18 protein-coding genes are annotated in these 19,192 nt (G+C 33.6%); 3 read left to right on the top strand and 15 right to left on the bottom strand.

Annotated features, from left to right (window positions below; genetic code table 11):
* Positions 1–52: 52 nt before the first annotated feature.
* The 4 genes from BN4220_RS14835 to BN4220_RS14820 all read right to left on the bottom strand — a co-directional run bounded on the left by BN4220_RS14835 (position 53) and on the right by BN4220_RS14820 (position 4,138).
* On the bottom strand, positions 53–2,200 hold the full coding sequence (locus BN4220_RS14835) for a glycoside hydrolase family 3 C-terminal domain-containing protein (protein WP_066718002.1): 2,148 nt from the start codon (positions 2,198–2,200) through the stop codon (positions 53–55).
* Positions 2,201–2,242: 42 nt separating this feature from the next.
* On the bottom strand, positions 2,243–3,037 hold the full coding sequence (locus BN4220_RS14830; RefSeq protein ID WP_066718000.1) for a helix-turn-helix transcriptional regulator: 795 nt from the start codon (positions 3,035–3,037) through the stop codon (positions 2,243–2,245).
* 358 nt (positions 3,038–3,395) lie between these two features.
* Positions 3,396–3,836, bottom strand: coding sequence for a hypothetical protein (locus BN4220_RS14825; protein ID WP_066717998.1), 441 nt, complete (start codon positions 3,834–3,836; stop codon positions 3,396–3,398).
* Positions 3,833–4,138, bottom strand: a complete 306-nt coding sequence (locus tag BN4220_RS14820; RefSeq protein ID WP_066717996.1) for a DUF2089 family protein — start codon at positions 4,136–4,138, stop codon at positions 3,833–3,835. Before BN4220_RS14820 ends, BN4220_RS14825 begins: the two co-directional genes overlap by 4 nt.
* Positions 4,139–4,372: 234 nt before the next feature.
* Between BN4220_RS14820 and BN4220_RS14815 the strand changes: the two genes are divergently transcribed.
* Both BN4220_RS14815 and BN4220_RS14810 read left to right on the top strand, forming a co-directional pair.
* The gene (locus tag BN4220_RS14815) at positions 4,373–5,071 is read left to right on the top strand and encodes a helix-turn-helix domain-containing protein (RefSeq protein ID WP_066712009.1); all 699 of its coding nucleotides are present in this window, start codon (positions 4,373–4,375) and stop codon (positions 5,069–5,071) included.
* A complete protein-coding gene (locus BN4220_RS14810) occupies positions 5,068–6,033 on the top strand; it encodes an IS3 family transposase (RefSeq protein ID WP_066712010.1) in 966 nt (321 codons plus the stop codon). Before BN4220_RS14815 ends, BN4220_RS14810 begins: the two co-directional genes overlap by 4 nt.
* 160 nt (positions 6,034–6,193) lie before the next feature.
* Here the strand turns inward: BN4220_RS14810 and opp4C are convergent, their stop codons facing one another.
* The 11 genes from opp4C to recA form a co-directional block, all read right to left on the bottom strand.
* Positions 6,194–7,093, bottom strand: a complete 900-nt coding sequence (opp4C, locus tag BN4220_RS14805) for an oligopeptide ABC transporter permease (RefSeq protein WP_066717993.1) — start codon at positions 7,091–7,093, stop codon at positions 6,194–6,196.
* A gap of 13 nt (positions 7,094–7,106) precedes the next feature.
* On the bottom strand, positions 7,107–8,054 hold the full coding sequence (locus BN4220_RS14800; RefSeq protein ID WP_066717990.1) for an ABC transporter permease: 948 nt from the start codon (positions 8,052–8,054) through the stop codon (positions 7,107–7,109).
* A 15-nt stretch (positions 8,055–8,069) separates the two neighbouring features.
* Positions 8,070–9,059 (bottom strand): ABC transporter ATP-binding protein, encoded by a 990-nt coding sequence (locus tag BN4220_RS14795; protein ID WP_066717987.1) that lies wholly within the window; start codon positions 9,057–9,059, stop codon positions 8,070–8,072.
* Positions 9,046–10,038, bottom strand: coding sequence for an ABC transporter ATP-binding protein (locus BN4220_RS14790; RefSeq protein ID WP_066717983.1), 993 nt, complete (start codon positions 10,036–10,038; stop codon positions 9,046–9,048). Before BN4220_RS14790 ends, BN4220_RS14795 begins: the two co-directional genes overlap by 14 nt.
* Positions 10,039–10,177: 139 nt before the next feature.
* Positions 10,178–11,791, bottom strand: a complete 1,614-nt coding sequence (locus tag BN4220_RS14785; RefSeq protein WP_242867801.1) for an ABC transporter substrate-binding protein — start codon at positions 11,789–11,791, stop codon at positions 10,178–10,180.
* An 879-nt stretch (positions 11,792–12,670) separates the two neighbouring features.
* Positions 12,671–14,083, bottom strand: coding sequence for an oxaloacetate decarboxylase subunit alpha (locus BN4220_RS14780; RefSeq protein ID WP_066717980.1), 1,413 nt, complete (start codon positions 14,081–14,083; stop codon positions 12,671–12,673).
* Positions 14,084–14,120: 37 nt separating this feature from the next.
* Entirely contained in the window at positions 14,121–14,561 is a 441-nt protein-coding gene (locus tag BN4220_RS14775; protein WP_066717977.1) for a biotin/lipoyl-containing protein, read from the bottom strand.
* Between the two features lie 25 nt (positions 14,562–14,586).
* Positions 14,587–14,991 (bottom strand): OadG family protein, encoded by a 405-nt coding sequence (locus BN4220_RS14770; protein WP_066717973.1) that lies wholly within the window; start codon positions 14,989–14,991, stop codon positions 14,587–14,589.
* Between the two features lie 14 nt (positions 14,992–15,005).
* Complete coding sequence (locus BN4220_RS14765) at positions 15,006–16,439, bottom strand: acyl-CoA carboxylase subunit beta (protein ID WP_066717971.1); 1,434 nt, start codon at positions 16,437–16,439, stop codon at positions 15,006–15,008.
* 177 nt (positions 16,440–16,616) lie between these two features.
* Entirely contained in the window at positions 16,617–17,258 is a 642-nt protein-coding gene (locus BN4220_RS14760) for a regulatory protein RecX (RefSeq protein ID WP_066717968.1), read from the bottom strand.
* A gap of 14 nt (positions 17,259–17,272) precedes the next feature.
* On the bottom strand, positions 17,273–18,346 hold the full coding sequence (gene recA / locus BN4220_RS14755) for a recombinase RecA (protein ID WP_066717964.1): 1,074 nt from the start codon (positions 18,344–18,346) through the stop codon (positions 17,273–17,275).
* A 352-nt stretch (positions 18,347–18,698) separates the two neighbouring features.
* Here recA and BN4220_RS14750 point away from each other — a divergent pair, with 352 nt between their 5' ends.
* Entirely contained in the window at positions 18,699–18,878 is a 180-nt protein-coding gene (locus BN4220_RS14750) for a (2Fe-2S)-binding protein (protein ID WP_066717956.1), read from the top strand.
* The last annotated feature ends 314 nt before the right edge of the window (positions 18,879–19,192 follow it).

Below are 19,192 nucleotides of genomic sequence, written 5' to 3'. Positions count from 1 at the left end.
ATTTTTATTACTTATCTTCTACTATTTATTTTATACTTGTCAACTAGGTGCTTTATTCTATCTCAATTATACGATTCGATATAACTTCTACTTCTAGTGGTTTTTTCCCAGTTAACTCTATACTTCTTTGATCTGGTTGGGAACCTCCAACATATATAATATAGCTTCCATTCCACACCTTTTGTTTTCCATTTTCATCAAATAGAGAGAAAGCTTCTATAGGGAGATGTAATGTAATAGTTTTCTCTTCATTAGGGTTTAATTCAACCTTTTGAAATGCTTTTAACTGCGCATTGGGAGAATCCAAATCCTTTGCTTTAATATAAACTTGAATTGTCTCTCTTCCTGCAAACTTACCATCATTTTTAACCTTTACAGAAACATTGATTCCTTCACTAGTAATCTCTGTACTGTTGCAAGTAAGATTTGAAAACGTAAAATCTGTATAAGATAAACCATAGCCAAACGGATACAAAGCTTCATTCTTCATAAAACGATAGGTTCTATTCTTCATTGAATAATCTGTAAACTCTGGTAACTCTTCTGTAGAACGATAAAAAGTAATTGGGAGCTTTCCTTCAGGTACACATTCGCCAAATACCAATTCCGCTATTGCTCTTCCCCCTTGCGCACCAGGATACCAACCTTGTATTATCGCAGGAATGTGTTCCTCTTCCCAATTTATCGCTAAGGCACTACCTGAGAGTAAAATTAAAATTACTGGTTTTCCGCTTTCATAGAGTGTCTTAAGTACATCCCCTTGCACACCTGGAAGATTTAAATTAGGCTTATCACCACTGGCAAATTCGTTTCCTCGGTCCCCTTGCTCACCTTCTAAGCCAGCATCAAGCCCCATACACGCAATAATAACATCACTTTTGCTACAAACAGCTTTTACCTCAGAAAGACGATCATTCTCAGTTCCACGTCCTCTTAAACGATTTTTATATAAATGACAACCTTCTGAAGCAAACACTCTTACCTCATCAACTAAATAATCTTGAAAACCTTCTAATACTGTTACATAACGAGAAGCCGTACCTTCGTAATTTCCTTCAAGGGCTTTTCTATTATTCGCATTTGGACCAATGATACCAATGGTCTTAATTTTAGTTTTATCAAGAGGTAGTAGATTGTCTTTATTCTTTAGTAGCACGAGACTTTTTTTAGCAACAGAAAGATTGAATTCTTTCATTTCCCTTGAATCAACAACCTCGTACGGAATGCTGTCATATGGAACTTTACCACTTTCCTCAAATAACCCAAGCTTCATTCTAGTTATAAACAATCTAGTTACTGCTGTATCTATTTGTTCTTCCTTAAGTTTTCCTTCTTTCACTGCTTCTAATAGATATATGAATAAATTTCCACAGTTTAAATCACATCCGTTTTCTACAGCAAGTGCAACCGATTCTACCGGTCCATTGGTTACATGATGATTTTCATGAAAATCCTTAATTGCCCAACAATCGGATACTACATGGCCGTCAAATCCCCAAGAGTCTCTAAGGATATCTTTTAACAACGTCTTACTTCCACAGCACGGCTCTCCATTTGTTCTGTTATACGCTCCCATAACAGACTCTACGTTTGCTTCTTTCACAAGTGCTTTAAATGCAGGAAGATATGTTTCATATAAATCTTTTTCAGAAACATTAGCATCAAAACTATGTCTTAAATCTTCAGGTCCAGAATGCACTGCAAAATGTTTTGCACACGCTGCTGCTTTTAAATAATTCTCATCATGACCTTGTAAGCCTTCTACAAATCGAACTCCTAACCGTGAAGTTAAATACGGATCTTCGCCATATGTTTCATGACCTCTGCCCCAACGCGGATCCCTAAAAATATTGACATTCGGAGCCCAAAAAGTAAGCCCTTTGTAGATATCGGTATCTCCAAATTCTTGTTGCATATTAAATTTTGCTCGCCCTTCTGTTGCAATTCCATCTCCAATCGCTTCCATCAACTCCTCATCAAAGGTTGCCGCTAAGCCAATCGCTTGTGGAAATACCGTTGCAATTCCTGCTCTGGCTACACCATGTAATCCTTCATTCCACCAATTGTATGCTTTCACATTAAGTCTATCGATACTTGGTGCAGTATGTAGCATTTGAAAAACCTTTTCCTCAAGTGTCATTTGTCCTACTAATTCTTTTGCTCGGTTTTTATATTCATTTACTTTTTCTTTATTTAACATAAAATCCTCCAACCGTATACAGACCTATTTAAATTTCACATGTTAATCCTTATCACTAGTTACATTCTTACGATAGTCCATTGGCGTAACACCGAAAATCTCATAAAAAATACGATTAAATGTCCTTTGACTATCAAACCCTGAATTTTTAGCGATAATCGCTACTTTATCATCAGTAGTACGAAGTAGATTTGCAGCATGCTCTACACGTAGATGTCCTAAATATTTTCTAAAATTTATCCCTAGCTTTTTTGAAAATATATGTGAGATATAATTCTTATTTACACAAAATTCTTTCGCAATAGACTCTAAGCTCAAATCACACTTATAATTTTCCCTAATATATTCCATCACTCTATAGCTAATATCCTTTACATATATTTTTTGAATTTCCTTTAGTTCAATATTCTCCAAGAACCGAGTTATTATCATAATCGTTGCTGCAAGTTGAGCTATAAAAGAATCTTCTATTTGTATATGTTCTAATGCATATACAGCGTCTGGATGAATTATGCTTTGGCTAAGAATTGGATTAAGTGGGATTTTATCTGACAAATCAGGGAAAAAATTACGATAAAATTCAGGTGAACATAAAATAATAATTTCTTCTGTGGCATTATTTGTTTCACGATGATAATCATGAAGTTGTTCTGGAAAGATAATCGCTGCCTCTCCTTTGTTAAGTACGTACTCTTGATTGTTTATATGTATTTTCTGCCTTCCTTCCCGCATATAGATAATTTCAATCTCTTTATGCATATGGGAAGGATATTTAAGCTCCCGAAAATTATGTTGTAATGTCAAATCTTTTTTCTGGATTTGATAAAATGGTACCATATCTTTTCTCCTAATTGCTCTAATAAAAAACTTAATCGATATTGGTATTGTACTATAGATAGTAGAATTAATAAATGTAATTTTGTCCATAAAATTTAACGTTCTCATCTTTATGAAACAACGTAATTAATTTAGATATGCTTATAAAAGCTGTTAAAATCAGCATATTGAGCCATTAACAAAATTACAAATCATTTTTTTATGTCCTTAAATTGTAGTATATTTGTCTACATCTTGTGTCTTTATGACCAAAAAAATCACAACATATTTTTATATCATATGTTGTGATTTTATAAAAAAATTTATTATAGCTTCTATCTTAATTATCATTACATTAATTACTTTTTTAAATTCAACCTTAATCCAAATCCTGTATATTCATTTTTTCTAATTCCTTATTATTTTTTAACTTCTCACGACAAGAGAAATAAATAGTAATAAAAATGATTGTAGGAATGTTTGTAATAATAAATACTGGAACTACACTTAATAACATCTCACCAACACTCGGTTTTAACTGCTGTGGTACTATAGCCTCTGACTCTATTACAGTACCATTCTCCATAGATTCGTTTGTCGACGTAGTTTCGGTTATTGACGTAGTTTCGGTTACTGTTACCGTTTTTACAGTCGAGAATAGATACATATTACTTATCGTCAGAATTGAAAATAAAAAGCAAATGAAAGGTATTACTAATCCCAACCACTTGTTTCTTTTTTTCGAAAGATTAATTTGTAGTACTACCAAACCTATTATAAACAGTAACAGTACTATCATAAAAATAAATACGTTTCTCATTTATCTATGCTCCTTTTTGATTTTTTATATTCTGCAATCAATATTTTAGCGGTATCAAAATCTACCTTATCATTCACCGCTAGCCTCTTTATCAGGGCAATATATGGCTCATTGGCATTCTCTTCGCTTATCTGAATTTTTTGTATTAACTTATCCAGTCTAAGTCTTACCGTTGGGTAGGTTACTCCATATTGATTTGCAATTTCCTTAAGGGATCCAGATGCTAAAAGAAACTTTTTGATAAATGCTACATCTTCATCGTCAAGATTCGCCATCCATTCTGGTACAACTTCTATTGCCATAGTGATTCCTCCTTTAACAATATTAAATATAACATTTAATTTTATTAAAATCAATATTAAATTAAATATATATTTTTCTTAATAAGATTTATATTAAACGATGCTTTATTTATCTCTCGTAAGTATAATTTACTTACAAAGATGTATGTTTCAAAAAAACGGTAGACTCCATTGATATGATCCTCCTTAAGTAGACAAGGTAAATAACCAAAATCTACTTAAGGAGGATTTTTCATGTCCAGAAAAGCTAAATACTCCCCTGAAACTAAAGCGAGTGCTTGTGAAGATTATTTATCTGGAAATTTATCAATGCGAGAAATTTGTGCAAAATATGATATTCCTTTTAACGAAAAGAAAAGGAATTGTTCTGTTCATAAATGGTTACATTTTTATAACTATTCAGGTATTGAGGTGTTTCAAAATCCAATAGGGAATAAAGCTTATACAAAAGAGTTTAAAACTGAAATGGTCGAACGATATCTGCGTGGAGAAGGATCTTTAGAAGAACTTGCAGCTAAATATAATATTTTGTCTGATTCGACACTAAAACAGTGGATTATGAAGTATAATGCCAATAGAGAACTTAAGGATTACGATCCGAAACGGGAGGTCTATATGGCAGAGGCAAGGCGAAAAACAACTATTCAGGAACGCAAAGAAATCGTTACATACTGCATTGAACACAATCGTGATTATAAGGACACAGCAGCACTTTACGATGTTTCTTACAGTCAGGTGTATTCCTGGGTGAAAAAATATGATGCCACAGGTGAAGAAGGTCTTACTGACAAACGTGGTCGACATAAGACAGATGATGAAGTTGATGAATTAGAACGATTACGAAGAGAGAATCTTCGGCTAAAGCGTCAGCTTGAAGAAAAAGATATGGTGGTAGAACTGTTAAAAAAAGTGAAAGAATTCGAAGGGATGTGAGACTCGGAAAGCAACGCCATGAATCAAAGTATCTTGTTATTGAATACTTCCATACGAACAAGGGTTGGAGTGTCAACTGGATGTGTGCACAGCTTGGAATCGCCAGAGCTGCGTTCTACAAATGGAAACATAGAATTGTACCAGAACAAGAAAAAACTAATATCGAAATCGCAGAATTAATCAAAGAGTATGATGAAAGATTTTCTCATATCTTAGGGTACCGAAGAATGACGGATTGGATCAATCATTTCAATCATACTCATTATTCAAGGAAACAAATTCATCGTATTATGAAAAAACTTGGAATCCATTCTGTTATTCGTAAAAAGAAGAAAAAATACAATTCTTCCAAGCCAGAAGAAACAGCAGAAAATAAGTTAGCAAGAGACTTTTATGCAACAGAGCCTAATCAAAAGTGGGCTACTGATGTAACGGAGTTTAAGATTCCTGAAACCAATAAGAAACTATATCTTAGTGCGATCATAGATCTCTATGATCGTTATCCTGTTGCATTTGTTATAAGCGGCAGAAACAACAATCAACTGGTATTCAAAACCTTTGATAAAGCAATTGATGCTAATTCAACTGCAAAGCCTATTTTTCATAGCGACCGAGGCTTTCAGTATACAAATAAGGTGTTCCAGAGAAAACTTCAAGATAGCGAAATGATTCAATCAATGTCCAGAGTTGGCCATTGTATTGATAATGGACCAACGGAAGGTTTTTGGGGAATCATTAAATCAGAAATGTATCAAATGTACGAGATAACAGATGAGTTATCATTACGTCATGCAATCAAAGATTATATCCGATTCTATCGAGATGAGCGACCTCAAAGCAGATATGATTGTAAAACACCTGCTGAGGTAAGGGCTGAAGCGTTAGCTTCCGCAACTCCAACAACATATCCGATTGCAAAGAATAAAAGAATTGAGAAATATAAATCAAAGTGGTGCGCATAAAAAATCAGCCATACGAAAATCGTATGACTGATTTATGAGCATTACTTTAGATATTTGGCCTGTCTACTTGACAGGGAGCATATCACATTTGGAATCTACCGTTTTTAAATTCTTCATTCACTTTAAATAAAATTGTACAATACTATATTTAAAAAAAACCTTACTTCCCATTATTATTTGGATCAAATGCATCTCTTAAAGCATCTCCAATAAAATTAATGGATAATACAATCAAAATTATCACAATTCCTGGTGGTATCCAAAGCCAAGGCTTAGATGTTAAAATTGTAAGGGATTGTGTTCCATTTAACATATTACCAAGGCTTGCTGTTGGTGCTTGAACACCAAAGCCCAAAAAGCTTAAAGCAGCTTCATCTAAAATTGCCCAAGCAATCCCTGAACTTGCATAAATTAAAATTGGCGCAATGGTGTTCGGTAATATTTCAGAAAATAAGGTACGTCTTGTACTATAACCTTGTACAACGCTTGCTTTTACATAATCAAGCTCCTTAATTGCTAACACATTACCTCTTACTAATCTTGCAACACTTGGCCAATTTAGGAAACCAAGAATTAATATAATATTTAATAATCCAGGTCCTACGATACCTGCAACTACTAAAATAAGCATAATATATGGGAATGACATAACAATATCAGTAAGACGCATAATTATCATGTCGATTACACCGCCAAAATAACCTGAAACTAATCCTAATACAATGCCGATTGCTAAACCAATTGCTACAGAACTAAGTCCAACTAAAAGTGAGATTCTTGCACCGTACATTACACGACTAAGAACATCTCTTCCAATCTGGTCAGTTCCTAGTAAATGATTCTTATCTGGTGGTGCACTAAATGAACCAACAATACTATCCGGATGATAAGGAGCAATCAGTGGTGCAAACACCGCACATAATATAATAAATAATAATACAAACACACTGACGAGTGCTAGTTTATGTTTCGTGAATTTCTTTAATACAGAAAGTAAGTAGTTATTATCTTTTTTTACATTCTGGACTCCATCAAATGCCTTGATTCGATTCCATGTCATAGCATGCTCCTCCTTACTTTAATTTTATCCTTGGATTTACGAGACCATAAGCAATATCCGTGAGTAAATTAGCTAACAATACAATTATTGCAGCTACCAAATTTAATCCCATAATGGTAGGATAATCACGACTCATAATAGAACTCATCGTAAGTAATCCAATTCCAGGCCAAGAAAATATTTGCTCAATAACAACAGCACCGCCAAATACGACTGGTATTTCCATACCAATTACAGTTACAATCGGAATCAAAGCATTTCTCATTGCATGTTTATTAACAACCAAAAAGTTTCTAAGACCTTTACCTTTTGCTGTTCTAAGATATTCTTGATCTAGTATTTCTAACATACTAGAACGTATATAACGTATATTTCTTCCTGCTACAGCAATTGTTAACACAAGTGCTGGTTGTATGATATGTTTTAGGATATCAACAAAATCCCCTTTTCCACCTAAAGTTACCATTCCACTAGACGGCAGCCATTTCAGCTTGACCGTAAAAATGTAAATAAATAGCATAGCTAAAAAGAAACTTGGAATTGAAATACCAAGGAAGGAGGCAGAAACTACTGCGTAATCAGTCTTTGAATACTGTTTTGTTGCACTAATCACTCCTACTGGTATTGCTATCAATAGACCAAAGAATAAAGACACACCCATTAATAATAAAGTTGGGCCTATATGACTTGCAATTAGCTTAGCTACTGGTTGATAAGTAATCACTGAATACCCAAGATTACCATGTAGTAACTCTTTTAACCATGTAAAATATTGAATGTATAAGGGTTGATTTAACCCAAGGGCTTGCTCCTTTAATTCTAGTGCCGTATCTGAAACAAATGGATTTCTCATCATGTCAAGAGGATTACCTGGCGCAAGATTCATTAATAGAAAGTCAACAATGGTGATTCCAATCAGAACTGGGATAGCAATCATTAAACGTTTTAAAATATATTTCATTCGAAATCACCTCCGTTAGAATTCATCTGCAAAAAAGCATGCTGACTTATGTTCGTTACCCATTAATTCTGGAACTTGCTGACTACAAATTTCTTTCGCATATGGACATCGTGGATGAAATCTACAACCACTTGGCACATTAATAGCATTTGGAACTTCTCCTGTTAGCACCATTCGTTCTTTTCCTCTTTGTCTTGGATCATGAATTGGTGTTGCATCTTTCATTGCCATAATATACGGGTGTTTTGGATGGCCAAATATTTCTTCAGCGGTACCGATTTCAACGATCTTACCAAGATACATAACTGCAATCCGATCACTAATATATTTCACCGCACCAAGGCCATGTCCTATAAATAAATAAGATATTTGTAATTCTCTTTGCAAATCCTTCATTAAATTTAAAATTTGAGCTTGAACAGAAACATCAAGCGCAGAAACTGGCTCATCACAAACGATTAGTTCAGGCTTCACTGCAATCGCTCTTGCAATTCCAATACGTTGACGTTGACCGCCAGAAAACTCGTGTGGAAATTTACTGGCTGCATTCTTTGGAAGCCCAACCAAATCTAAAAGACGATTCACTTCTTTTTCTAATTCGCCTTTTGATGCCTTATTATGAATCAATAAAGGTGTTGACAATATATCATAAACACGTTTTCTTGGATTTAGTGAAGACATTGGATCCTGAAATATCATCTGAATTTTGTCTCTATCATTTTTAATCTCAAGTTTCTTTGAAGTTGAAATGCATTTTCCTCCAAAATATATTTCACCTTCTGTTGGTGTTTCAAGTCCCACTATTTGTTTTCCAATCGTAGTCTTACCACAGCCTGATTCTCCAACAAGACCAAGAGTTTCTCCTCTTTCTATTACTAAATTCACTCCATCCACCGCTTTAACATAGGTTTTTGTACGTGATAAAAAGTCTTTCGACGCTTCGTAATATTTTTTTAAATCTCTAATTTCTAACAGAGGTTCTTTCGATTTATTATTTTCTTGCATCAAAAAATCCCTCCTTCTTCGCCGCAAAACATCTTACAAAATGATTTTCTTCAATTTCCTCTAATTGTGGATGTTCCTTCTTACATTTATCAAATGCATACTTACATCTTGAACAAAAACGACAACCTGTAATGTCTTGATAATTTTCTGGTACAGAGCCAGGAATTGATTCCAAAACTCTTGTCTTTTCATCTTCTACTTTTGGAATTGAGTCTAATAACGCTTTTGTATATGGATGCATTGGACGTTCAAATAAATCAAATACATTGGCTTCTTCTACAATCTCTCCCGCATACATAACAATAACTCTATCCACTAACTCTGCAATTAAGCCCATATCATGGCTAATTAATAGAACAGACATATTTTGTTCTTCTTTTAATTTTTTAATTAATTCAACAATTTGAGCTTGTATCGTAACATCAAGTGCTGTTGTCGGTTCATCCGCAATTAATAATTTTGGACTGCATGAAAGAGCCATGGCAATCATGGCTCTTTGACGCATACCACCGGATAGCATAAAGGAGAACTCTTTCATGATTTTTTCAGGTCTTGGTAGACCAACATTTGAAAGTAATTGAATAGCCTGCTTACGTGCCTCTTCTTTACTAAGATTTTGATGTGTACATATTGCTTCCACTAATTGATTACCAATGGTAAACACTGGGTTAAGTGCTGACATCGTATCTTGAAATATCATTGAGATATCATTACCTCGAACCTCATTCATATCTTTATCGGTACGTTTTACTAAATCTTCCCCTTCAAATAACACACTTCCGTTTGTTATTTTCACGTTCTTTGCTAGTAACTGTATAATTGATAAAGCAGTAACACTTTTACCACATCCAGACTCGCCGACAATACCAACTGTCTCTCCTTTATCTATATAAAAGGACACATCACTTGTAAGGTTCGTTTCTGTTTTCTGTTTAACTACACTTGTCTGAAGATTCTTAACTTCAAGTAAATGTTCCATTATTATCCCTTGCCTTTCACATCAAATTGATGTGATACTGCCATAAATCATAGAATACAAAGTGGCAATCACAATCCCCTTATCTATGATCTATGGCAGACCTTTCTAATTTAGATTTTTAAAATGTTTCTTTAATCTTTTATTGAACAATATCCCATTCATGGACATTGATAAATGTTCCGTATGCCTTTGCCTCTACACCACTAAGTCTTTTTGAAACAACTCCAATTGAACTTGGTGCATAAACAGAGAACATTGGCACTTCTTCTGCAGCGATTTGATTGATTCTTGCATAAATTTCATTAATTGTATCAAAATCATCCTCGCTCTTTACTTGTGCAAGTAAATTATTTACCTCTTCATTATAATAACCATTTACATTACCTTCTTGTAAAAGGTAAGAAATGTCTGGATAAGGATCTACTGGTACAAAGGTATATTGAATAACGCCTAAATCATAATTCATTGAATAAAGTTCATCTAATAATGTTGCAAAATCAGTCACTTTAATTTTTGCTTTAACGCCAACTTCATTTAAATTTGCTGCAACGATATTAGCTGCTTGAATAAATGTTTCATCTCCAGAGGATACACTAATTGTAATTTCTTTATTGCTATCCCATCCTGCTTCTGCTAACAACTCTTTTGCCTTTTCAGGGTTATATTCTGTTACTGATAATGAGTTATCAAAATATGGGCTATAAGAAGTAAAGAAACCATCAATTACTTCACCATTTCCAAGTAATAATTCATCCACAATACGCTGACGATTAATTGCATATACAAATGCCTTACGTACTTTTGCATCTGGAATAACATTTTCATTAATATAAACATATTGATTTGTAATAGGCTTATCCACAGTTGCTGTTACATTCTCAAGTGAAAGAATGGCATCATAATCAGTAACTGGAACCATAGCTAATGTAGGGATTGTCATATCGATTTCACCAGATTGTAATCTAGCATAAATCTGAGTTCCCTGCATAACATTAAAATTCATTTGATCAATCTTTGGAGCACCTTTAAAATAATCTTTGTTTGCAGCAAACTGTACATAATGATCTCTATCATAACTGATTAATGTAAATGGACCACTTGTTACAGTAGGATTTTGAAAGAATTCAGAAGCAACTAAATCTTCTGGTGCAATATCCTTAAGCGCATGTTCTGGAATCGTCCATAGATATCTACCTACGGAATTTTGGAACGTTGTTAATGATAAAGGTTCTTTTGCAACTAATTGTAAAGTTTTATCATCCACACGAATAACTCCAGGGATATCCGTTACTCCTTCTTCAATATAACCGGATTCATCAAATCCTTCAAAAACAGAATACACATATGCGTAAATTGATCCTACTTTCGGATTTGCAATTTGTTTGATTGTAAAGATAACATCATCAGATGTTACAGGAGTTCCATCGGTCCAAGTTGCCTTCTCATCAATTTTTATTGTGAATGTTAAATTATCTTCTGTCGTAATTGATTCTGCCAACATTGGCTGAAACTTCATATCACTATCTAATTCCACAAGTGGTAAAAATAATAAACCAGTTGCATAGGTTGCAACTTCTCCATTTGGAGATAATGGATTGATATTACCTGGTGCATAAGTTACCCCCACATTAACTATTTTTTTAGAGGTATCTTGCCCTATATCATTTGAGGTAGAACCACAAGCTGTTAACGACAGTGTTAAAACTAGGCTTAATACGATTCCACTAATTTTTTTAAACTTTTTAGAAAACATCCTACCCGTTCCTTTCTTATCATAATATTCAATTTATACCTAATATAAGTAATTACATTACTTGTAATCATATTGCTCGTAATTATATTAATGGAAATTATGTTTTTTCATTATATAATTTACTTTTTTATATTACATGTAATTATATTATTAGTTACTATATTACCCGTAATCATATAACTTGTTGTTATTATTCTTAATTATGTTATTTACAATTATATTACTCACAATTGTTTTGCTCACAATTATATAATTCATAATTACATAAATATAAGTATATAACTCACTGTAACATGATTCGCATTATATTATTGTTATTATATAACTCACAATTACATTGTATGCAATTTTATTGTTTTAAATCTTATTACTCATAATTATAGTCTTATAATAACTAAATGGCAATACTATTAACATACAATAACTATTGCCTATAATAACTTTTTCTTGTAATATTGTACATATAATAACTATCGTCTATAATACTTTATCTCATAATATATTTACTTATATTAACTATTGCTTTCAATAACTATTATCTAATAACTATTCTACTAATAATTATTTCAACATAGCTAAACGGAAATAGTTACATTATCTTTTACACACTTAAGTCTAATCGATACACTTATGTAGTCATATCTTATTCAACTAAAATATTTAACCATAATACTTAAAAATATGCAAGAAGTAATGTTTAATTCGTTATAAAGCTTACTAAATTCATTTCCTATTATTCTGATATAAATATGAAGTATTATAACTTACGGGAAATCTTATGTCAATACAAAACCCTAAAAACAACACACTCCAAAAACATACAAAAGTGAAAAATCTCTCTTTTTATGCTATTTCGTGTGTTGTTTTCTTGATTAATATTTAGACTGGATATGCTTGATTTGCTGTATCCGCAATTGTTACATCGATTCTTGTTTGTTGTGCTTGGCGATATTTGAAATACTCCATTGCAACCTGTGGAAATAATGCATAAGAAAGAATATCTTCATCTTGTTGCTTCCACTCAGACATTTCTTTTTCAATAGCCTCAAGTTCTGGTTTTAAAAGGTCCGCTGGGCGACATGTAATAGGTTTTTTATCACCAATTGCCTTCTTTTGAACCTCTTTATTAAAAGGCTTAACAGTTTTGCCGTACTCACCGCTAAGAAGAGCCTTACTTTCCTTTGTTATCATCTTATATCTCTCGCCACCTAAAACGTTAAGAACTGCTTGTGTACCTACAATCTGACTGGAAGGTGTTACAAGTGGTGGTTCACCAAAATCTTCGCGAACCTTCGGAATTTCCTTTAGTACATCATAATATTTATCTTCCGCTTTTTGTTCTTTTAACTGAGATACTAAATTAGATAACATGCCTCCTGGCACTTGGTATAAAAGTGTTTTTATATTTACACCCATAACCTTAGGATTTAATAATCCAACATCCAAAGCATTTTCTTGGATTGGTCTAAAATAATCTGCAATTTCAGATAATAAATCTTGACTTAAGCCTGTATCAAAAGCCGTATCCTTAAATGTTTCCACCATAACTTCCGTTGCTGGTTGACTAGTTCCCATTGAAAAAGGTGATATTGCTGTATCAATAATATCACATCCTGCTTCCACTGCTTTTAAATAGGTCATACCACCAACACCAGAAGTATAATGAGTATGAACTTCAATAGGAATTTTTATTTCAGATTTAATTGCCGTTACAAGGTTTGTTGCTTCATAAGGAATTAAAAGTCCCGCCATATCTTTGATACACAAAGAGTCTGCTCCCATCTCCTCAATCTGTTTAGCTATATTCACATAATATTCCGTAGTATAGGAATCTCCTAAGGTATATGCGATTGCAATTTGTGCATGACCTTTTTCTTTCTTTGTAGCGTCAACTGCACATTTGACATTTCGTAAATCGTTCAGCGCATCAAAGATACGTATAATATCAATTCCATTTGCAATTGACTTTTGAACAAAATATTCTACAACATCATCTGCATAATGACGATAGCCTAAAAGATTTTGTCCACGTAATAACATCTGTAATTTTGTGTTCTTAAATCCGTTGCGTAAGATACGAAGTCGTTCCCATGGATCCTCTTTTAAGAATCTTAAGGATGCATCAAATGTAGCACCACCCCAACATTCTACCGCATGATATCCAACTTGATCCATCGTCTCAATAATTGGTAACATCTGCTGCGTAGTCATTCGGGTAGCAATTAATGACTGATGCGCATCACGTAATATAGTTTCGGTAATCTTTACCGGTTTTTTAGCATGCCCTGCCATTATTCTTCCTCCTTACTGTCAAAACACATCCGTTCCTTTAGTTTAATGTAGCTAATACCTCGCCAGACTCAACATTCGCTCCTACTGCTACATCTATACTAGCTACTATTCCATCGGTAGAAGCAACAATTTCGTTTTCCATTTTCATTGCTTCAAGAATAACAATAACATCACCACGTTTTACAGCTTGACCAACATTTACTTTAATGCCTAAAATCTTACCTGGCATTGGAGCATTTACCTTAATGGAACCTTGTGCACCAGAAGTTTGAGTTTGCGCTGGTGCCGATGTTGGAGCTGATGATTGCGCTGGTGCTACTACTGGTGCTTTTGTTGGAGCCGGTGCTACCCTTTGAGCAGGTGATACTTGACTTGGTGATTGCATTGGCGTTTGTGTTGTTTTTGCTGCACCAGTGAAACCTTCTTCAACGCTAACTTCATAAACATTTCCATTTACAGTAATCGTATAATTCTTCATCGATTGATTCCTCCTAAAATTTTAACTATGCATTTTGCCATCTAGTTTTATTTACTTTACGAATTGATCTAACATATAATCCATTGGTTGAAATAGTATTTCCATTTGCCTCTTCATATGCTTCTATTGCAGCTGTTATAACAGCAACTAATTCTAAATTATCTGCTAAGTTTATTTCTTCACTTACATTTTCTATTTCTATCTTATCCTCATGGCTGGCTGAAATTAATTCTGGTATGTTTTCAGCCCCACTTAATGCTCTATTTGCTTTTGTTAGATAACGAATAATTGATACAACTCCGCAGAGGAAAATAAATGCGATGCAAACAACTCCTACACCGATTGCAATATTTAACAATGTGTTTTTTATATTGTTATCTGAGCTAGTTGCCACTTTCGTTGTTAACAAAATGATTTGGTTCATACTCATTGTCTCACCTCATTCTATACTGTACCATGCTTTTTGCTTGGCCTAATTTCCCTCTTTGAAAACAACATTTCAAATGCATATACAATGTGTTGCCTAGCAGATTCACTGGAAATAATCGCATCCACATAACCACGCTTAGCTGCTGATGTCACGTCCTGTTGTAATGCTTTATATTCTGCAGCTTTTTCATGATGATTTACAGTATTCTCTGGATATATAATCTGTGCTGCTAACTCTGCATTCATTGTACCAATTTCAGCATGTTCTAACGCAAAAACCATATCTGCTCCAATATGCTTTGAATTCATTGTTATATACGCACTTCCGTACGCTTTTTTCGTAATTAAATTCACCTTAGGAACCGTTGCATTGGCAAATGCGTAAGTTAATTTTGCAGCTGCAACTGCAATCGATGCTTCATCCTTCATTGTTGCACTATAGCCAGTCACATTGGTAAGTGTTAATATCGGTATATTATAAGCATCACAGATTTTAACAAACTTCTCAGCTTTATAACATCCTGCACTTGTTAATGTGCCATCAAATCTAGCAATCTCTTTTCCTTCTCCATCTAAAATTTCACTACGATTGGCTATTGCCCCTATCGTCATGCCATTTAGACGAATAAAACCAGTTACCATTTCTTTCGCATATGCTTGCTTTACTTCCATAAAAAAGCCTTGATCTGAAATATCTTTAAGAGCTAATGTTGCATCTCCAAGTTTTTCTTCTAAGGATGGCAATAAACGATTCAAATCATCTAAACATTCCCCATAAGAAGCATCGTCTTCATTGTTTGAAGGTAAAATAGTAACCAAATTTCTAATATTATTAAGTACACTAATTTCATCTTCATAAGTAAAATCAACTACACCTGCCTCAGCCATATGAGAAGCAGACGCCGTATCACATCTATCTTGATTATTTCCTAGAATAGTATTAGGAGCATTGACAAATAATCTTGCATTCTTCTCTTCCATAAATACAAAATCACTTAAAGAGGCTGATACTGCTGAACCACCACCGCAGGTGCCAAATACAGCAGTTATTTGTGGAATTACACCAGACGCTAATACTTGTTTTAAGTATACTTCACCAAATCCTGCAAGTGCATCTGTTGCTTCTTGCAATCTTAATCCTGCACAGTCAATAAGACCAATAATAGGCGTTCCGACTTTAAGAGCTAGATCATATAAATGTGCAATTTTTTTCGCGTGCATTTCACCAATTGTTCCATTCATCGCTGCAACGTCTTGAGCATATACATAAACAGGATTACCATCAATAATGCCATATCCAGTAATAACGCCATCCGAAGGTACTTCCTTTTGTTGCAAATTAAAGTCAGTATTTCTTTTTGTAACCATAGCACCGACTTCAACAAAACTATTATTGTCTAACAAAGTAGTAATTCGTTCCTTAGCTGACAAATGTGCAGTATTACCCATTTTAAGCCCTCCATTATTTCTATAAAAATATGTGAAAACCAATTTTTTTCCAATTATAATTATAGTATCTTTTGGTCAAATATGCAATATATACCCATATTTTAATAAAAAAAATGCTATAAAATATACCGCAATTGATATATTTTATAGCACTATTCATATTAACCAAGAGAGTTATTAATAAGAATCAAATTCCTCCATAGAAAACACCTTACGAATATTCTCACTAGAGAAACCTTTTCGATACAAAGATGCAGAAATTTTTAATTTTTCCTCTTTTGTTATGGTACTTAAATCGCTACATTTTTTACTAACAATTTTACGTATTGCTACAATCTCAGCATCTTCACAGTCTTCCATGTTACCTTCCGATTCTTTTAACTCTTCATATGCCTGCTCGATTGTATCTTCGTAAATGCCTTTTGCATAAAGTCCCATACTTATTTGTTTCTTACTCTTTGTCATACGCTTTAATCGTATATAAGAAACTGCATATCTTACATCATCAATATAATGGAAACTTCTTACGTAATCCATTGTTTTATCAACAATATCCAGGGGATATGCTTCCTTTATTAAACGATCTTTTAGTTCCTTTTCCGTCCGATCCATATGTTGTAACAATTGTAGCGCTTTTAATTTAGCCCGATAAAATACCGTATTGTCTACAATATCCTGTAATTTCTCAGGTAATATCGTATCGTATTCCTTAAGACCAAATAAATCCACTTCTTTATTATACAGCCAAAAAGCATAGGCTTCGTCGATATAAACATTAGTTTTTTGCTTTCCTGCTGTTTCTAATTTCGTTATAATCATAATTTTTTGCTACACTACTCAGCCTTTACCTCTGCTTTTGCTTTATCGTTTGCTTTATCGTTTGCTTTTTCATTTACTTTTTCTTTATGTCCGTCTGAAAGATTATAAAATTCTCGAACTTTTCCTTCGATTTCTTCAAGAATCATAGGATTTTCTTTTAAGAATACTTTAGCATTCTCACGTCCTTGACCAATCTTAGCATCGTTGTATGCATACCAAGCACCACTCTTTACTACAATGCCTTCATTTGCTGCTAAATCAAGGATATCCCCTTCTCTTGAAATTCCTTTACCAAACATAATATCAAATTCTGCTTCCTTAAAAGGTGGAGCAATCTTATTCTTTACTACCTTAATACGTGTTCTATTACCAACAATTTCACCGCCAAGCTTTAAAGATTCAATTCTTCTAACATCAAGTCGAATAGAAGAATAGAACTTAAGTGCACGACCACCTGTTGTAGTTTCTGGGTTACCAAACATAACACCAACTTTTTCACGTAACTGGTTAATAAAGATAACGATACAGTTTGATTTGCTAATAACTGCTGTTAATTTACGTAAAGCTTGTGACATTAATCTAGCTTGTAAACCAACATGAGAATCACCCATATCACCATCAATTTCAGCTCTAGGAACTAATGCTGCTACGGAGTCAACAATAACGATATCTACGGCACCTGAACGAACCATAGTTTCTGTAATCTCAAGTGCTTGTTCCCCGTTATCTGGCTGTGAAATATATAAGTTGTCAATATCAACTCCAATATTCTTCGCATATACAGGATCAAGAGCATGCTCTGCATCGATAAATCCAGCAATTCCACCACGTTTTTGAACTTCAGCCACCATATGTAATGCAACTGTTGTCTTACCACTGGATTCTGGACCATATACTTCTATAATACGTCCTTTTGGTACTCCTCCAAGTCCTAAAGCAATATCAAGGCTTATGGAGCCAGTTGGAACTGTCTCTATGTTCATATGAGAACTTGTATCTCCAAGTTTCATTACGGAACCTTTTCCATACTGTTTTTCAATCTGCGCTAATGCAGATTCCAATGCTTTAATCTTCTCTTCGTTAGCCATTATTCGTCTCCTTCTATATTCCAAACAAATGTTCTATTTTTAATTACATCTTATCTTATTCTGTATTCTTTGTCAATACTTATCTGACGTACTTTATATGCATTTGTGGAACTCTCTTAATCTATTTCTCTCTTAATATCTAGTATAACAAGTAACGGTACGCATGTCCACATGTCATAAAAGCAATTTTTTTGGCTATTTTTTGTTAAAAAGCACAAGCATGTATGAATTAGAATATTTTGTATAAACTAATATTGAATTGGAAGCAATCTTTGTGCAACCATTTTATTATTTTCAAATAATATGAAACCAATAAGATTTAACTTAGAATAGGAAAGGAACAGGTATTTTTATGAACGATGATGATATTATCTGCACATGTTTTGATTTAACTGTAAAGGATATTAAAGACGCTATAAGCAATGGAGCAACTAGTCTTGAGGAAGTGGAAGAAGCTACACAAGCTGGAACATTGTGCGGAGCTTGTATTGGCGATTTAGAAACTCTTTTAAATGACATATTGAAGAAGTAAAAATATTGAACCAAGTTCAGAACTTATGAAATGGCAGTTGTAAATTATTTTACAGCTGCTTTTTTCGTTTCGCAGGACAACGAACTTTAGCTTGTATTTTAACAAACTAAAAACCACCAGCAAAAAAGTAAACCCCTTTGATTAGACAGAAATCTAATGAAAGAGGTTCACTTATCGCCAATAGCCTTAATTATTATTATTAAAACATATGAAACCTTTTACCTTAAGAAGTACCATGGTTTACATATAAATTATCTTACATATATATTATCTTACATATAAGTTATCTTAGATATAAATTTCTTAGATATAGT

This window comes from Clostridium sp. Marseille-P299, assembly GCF_900078195.1.
GTDB lineage: Bacteria > Bacillota > Clostridia > Lachnospirales > Lachnospiraceae > Lachnoclostridium.
This window is presented reverse-complemented; position numbering and strand designations above follow the sequence as displayed.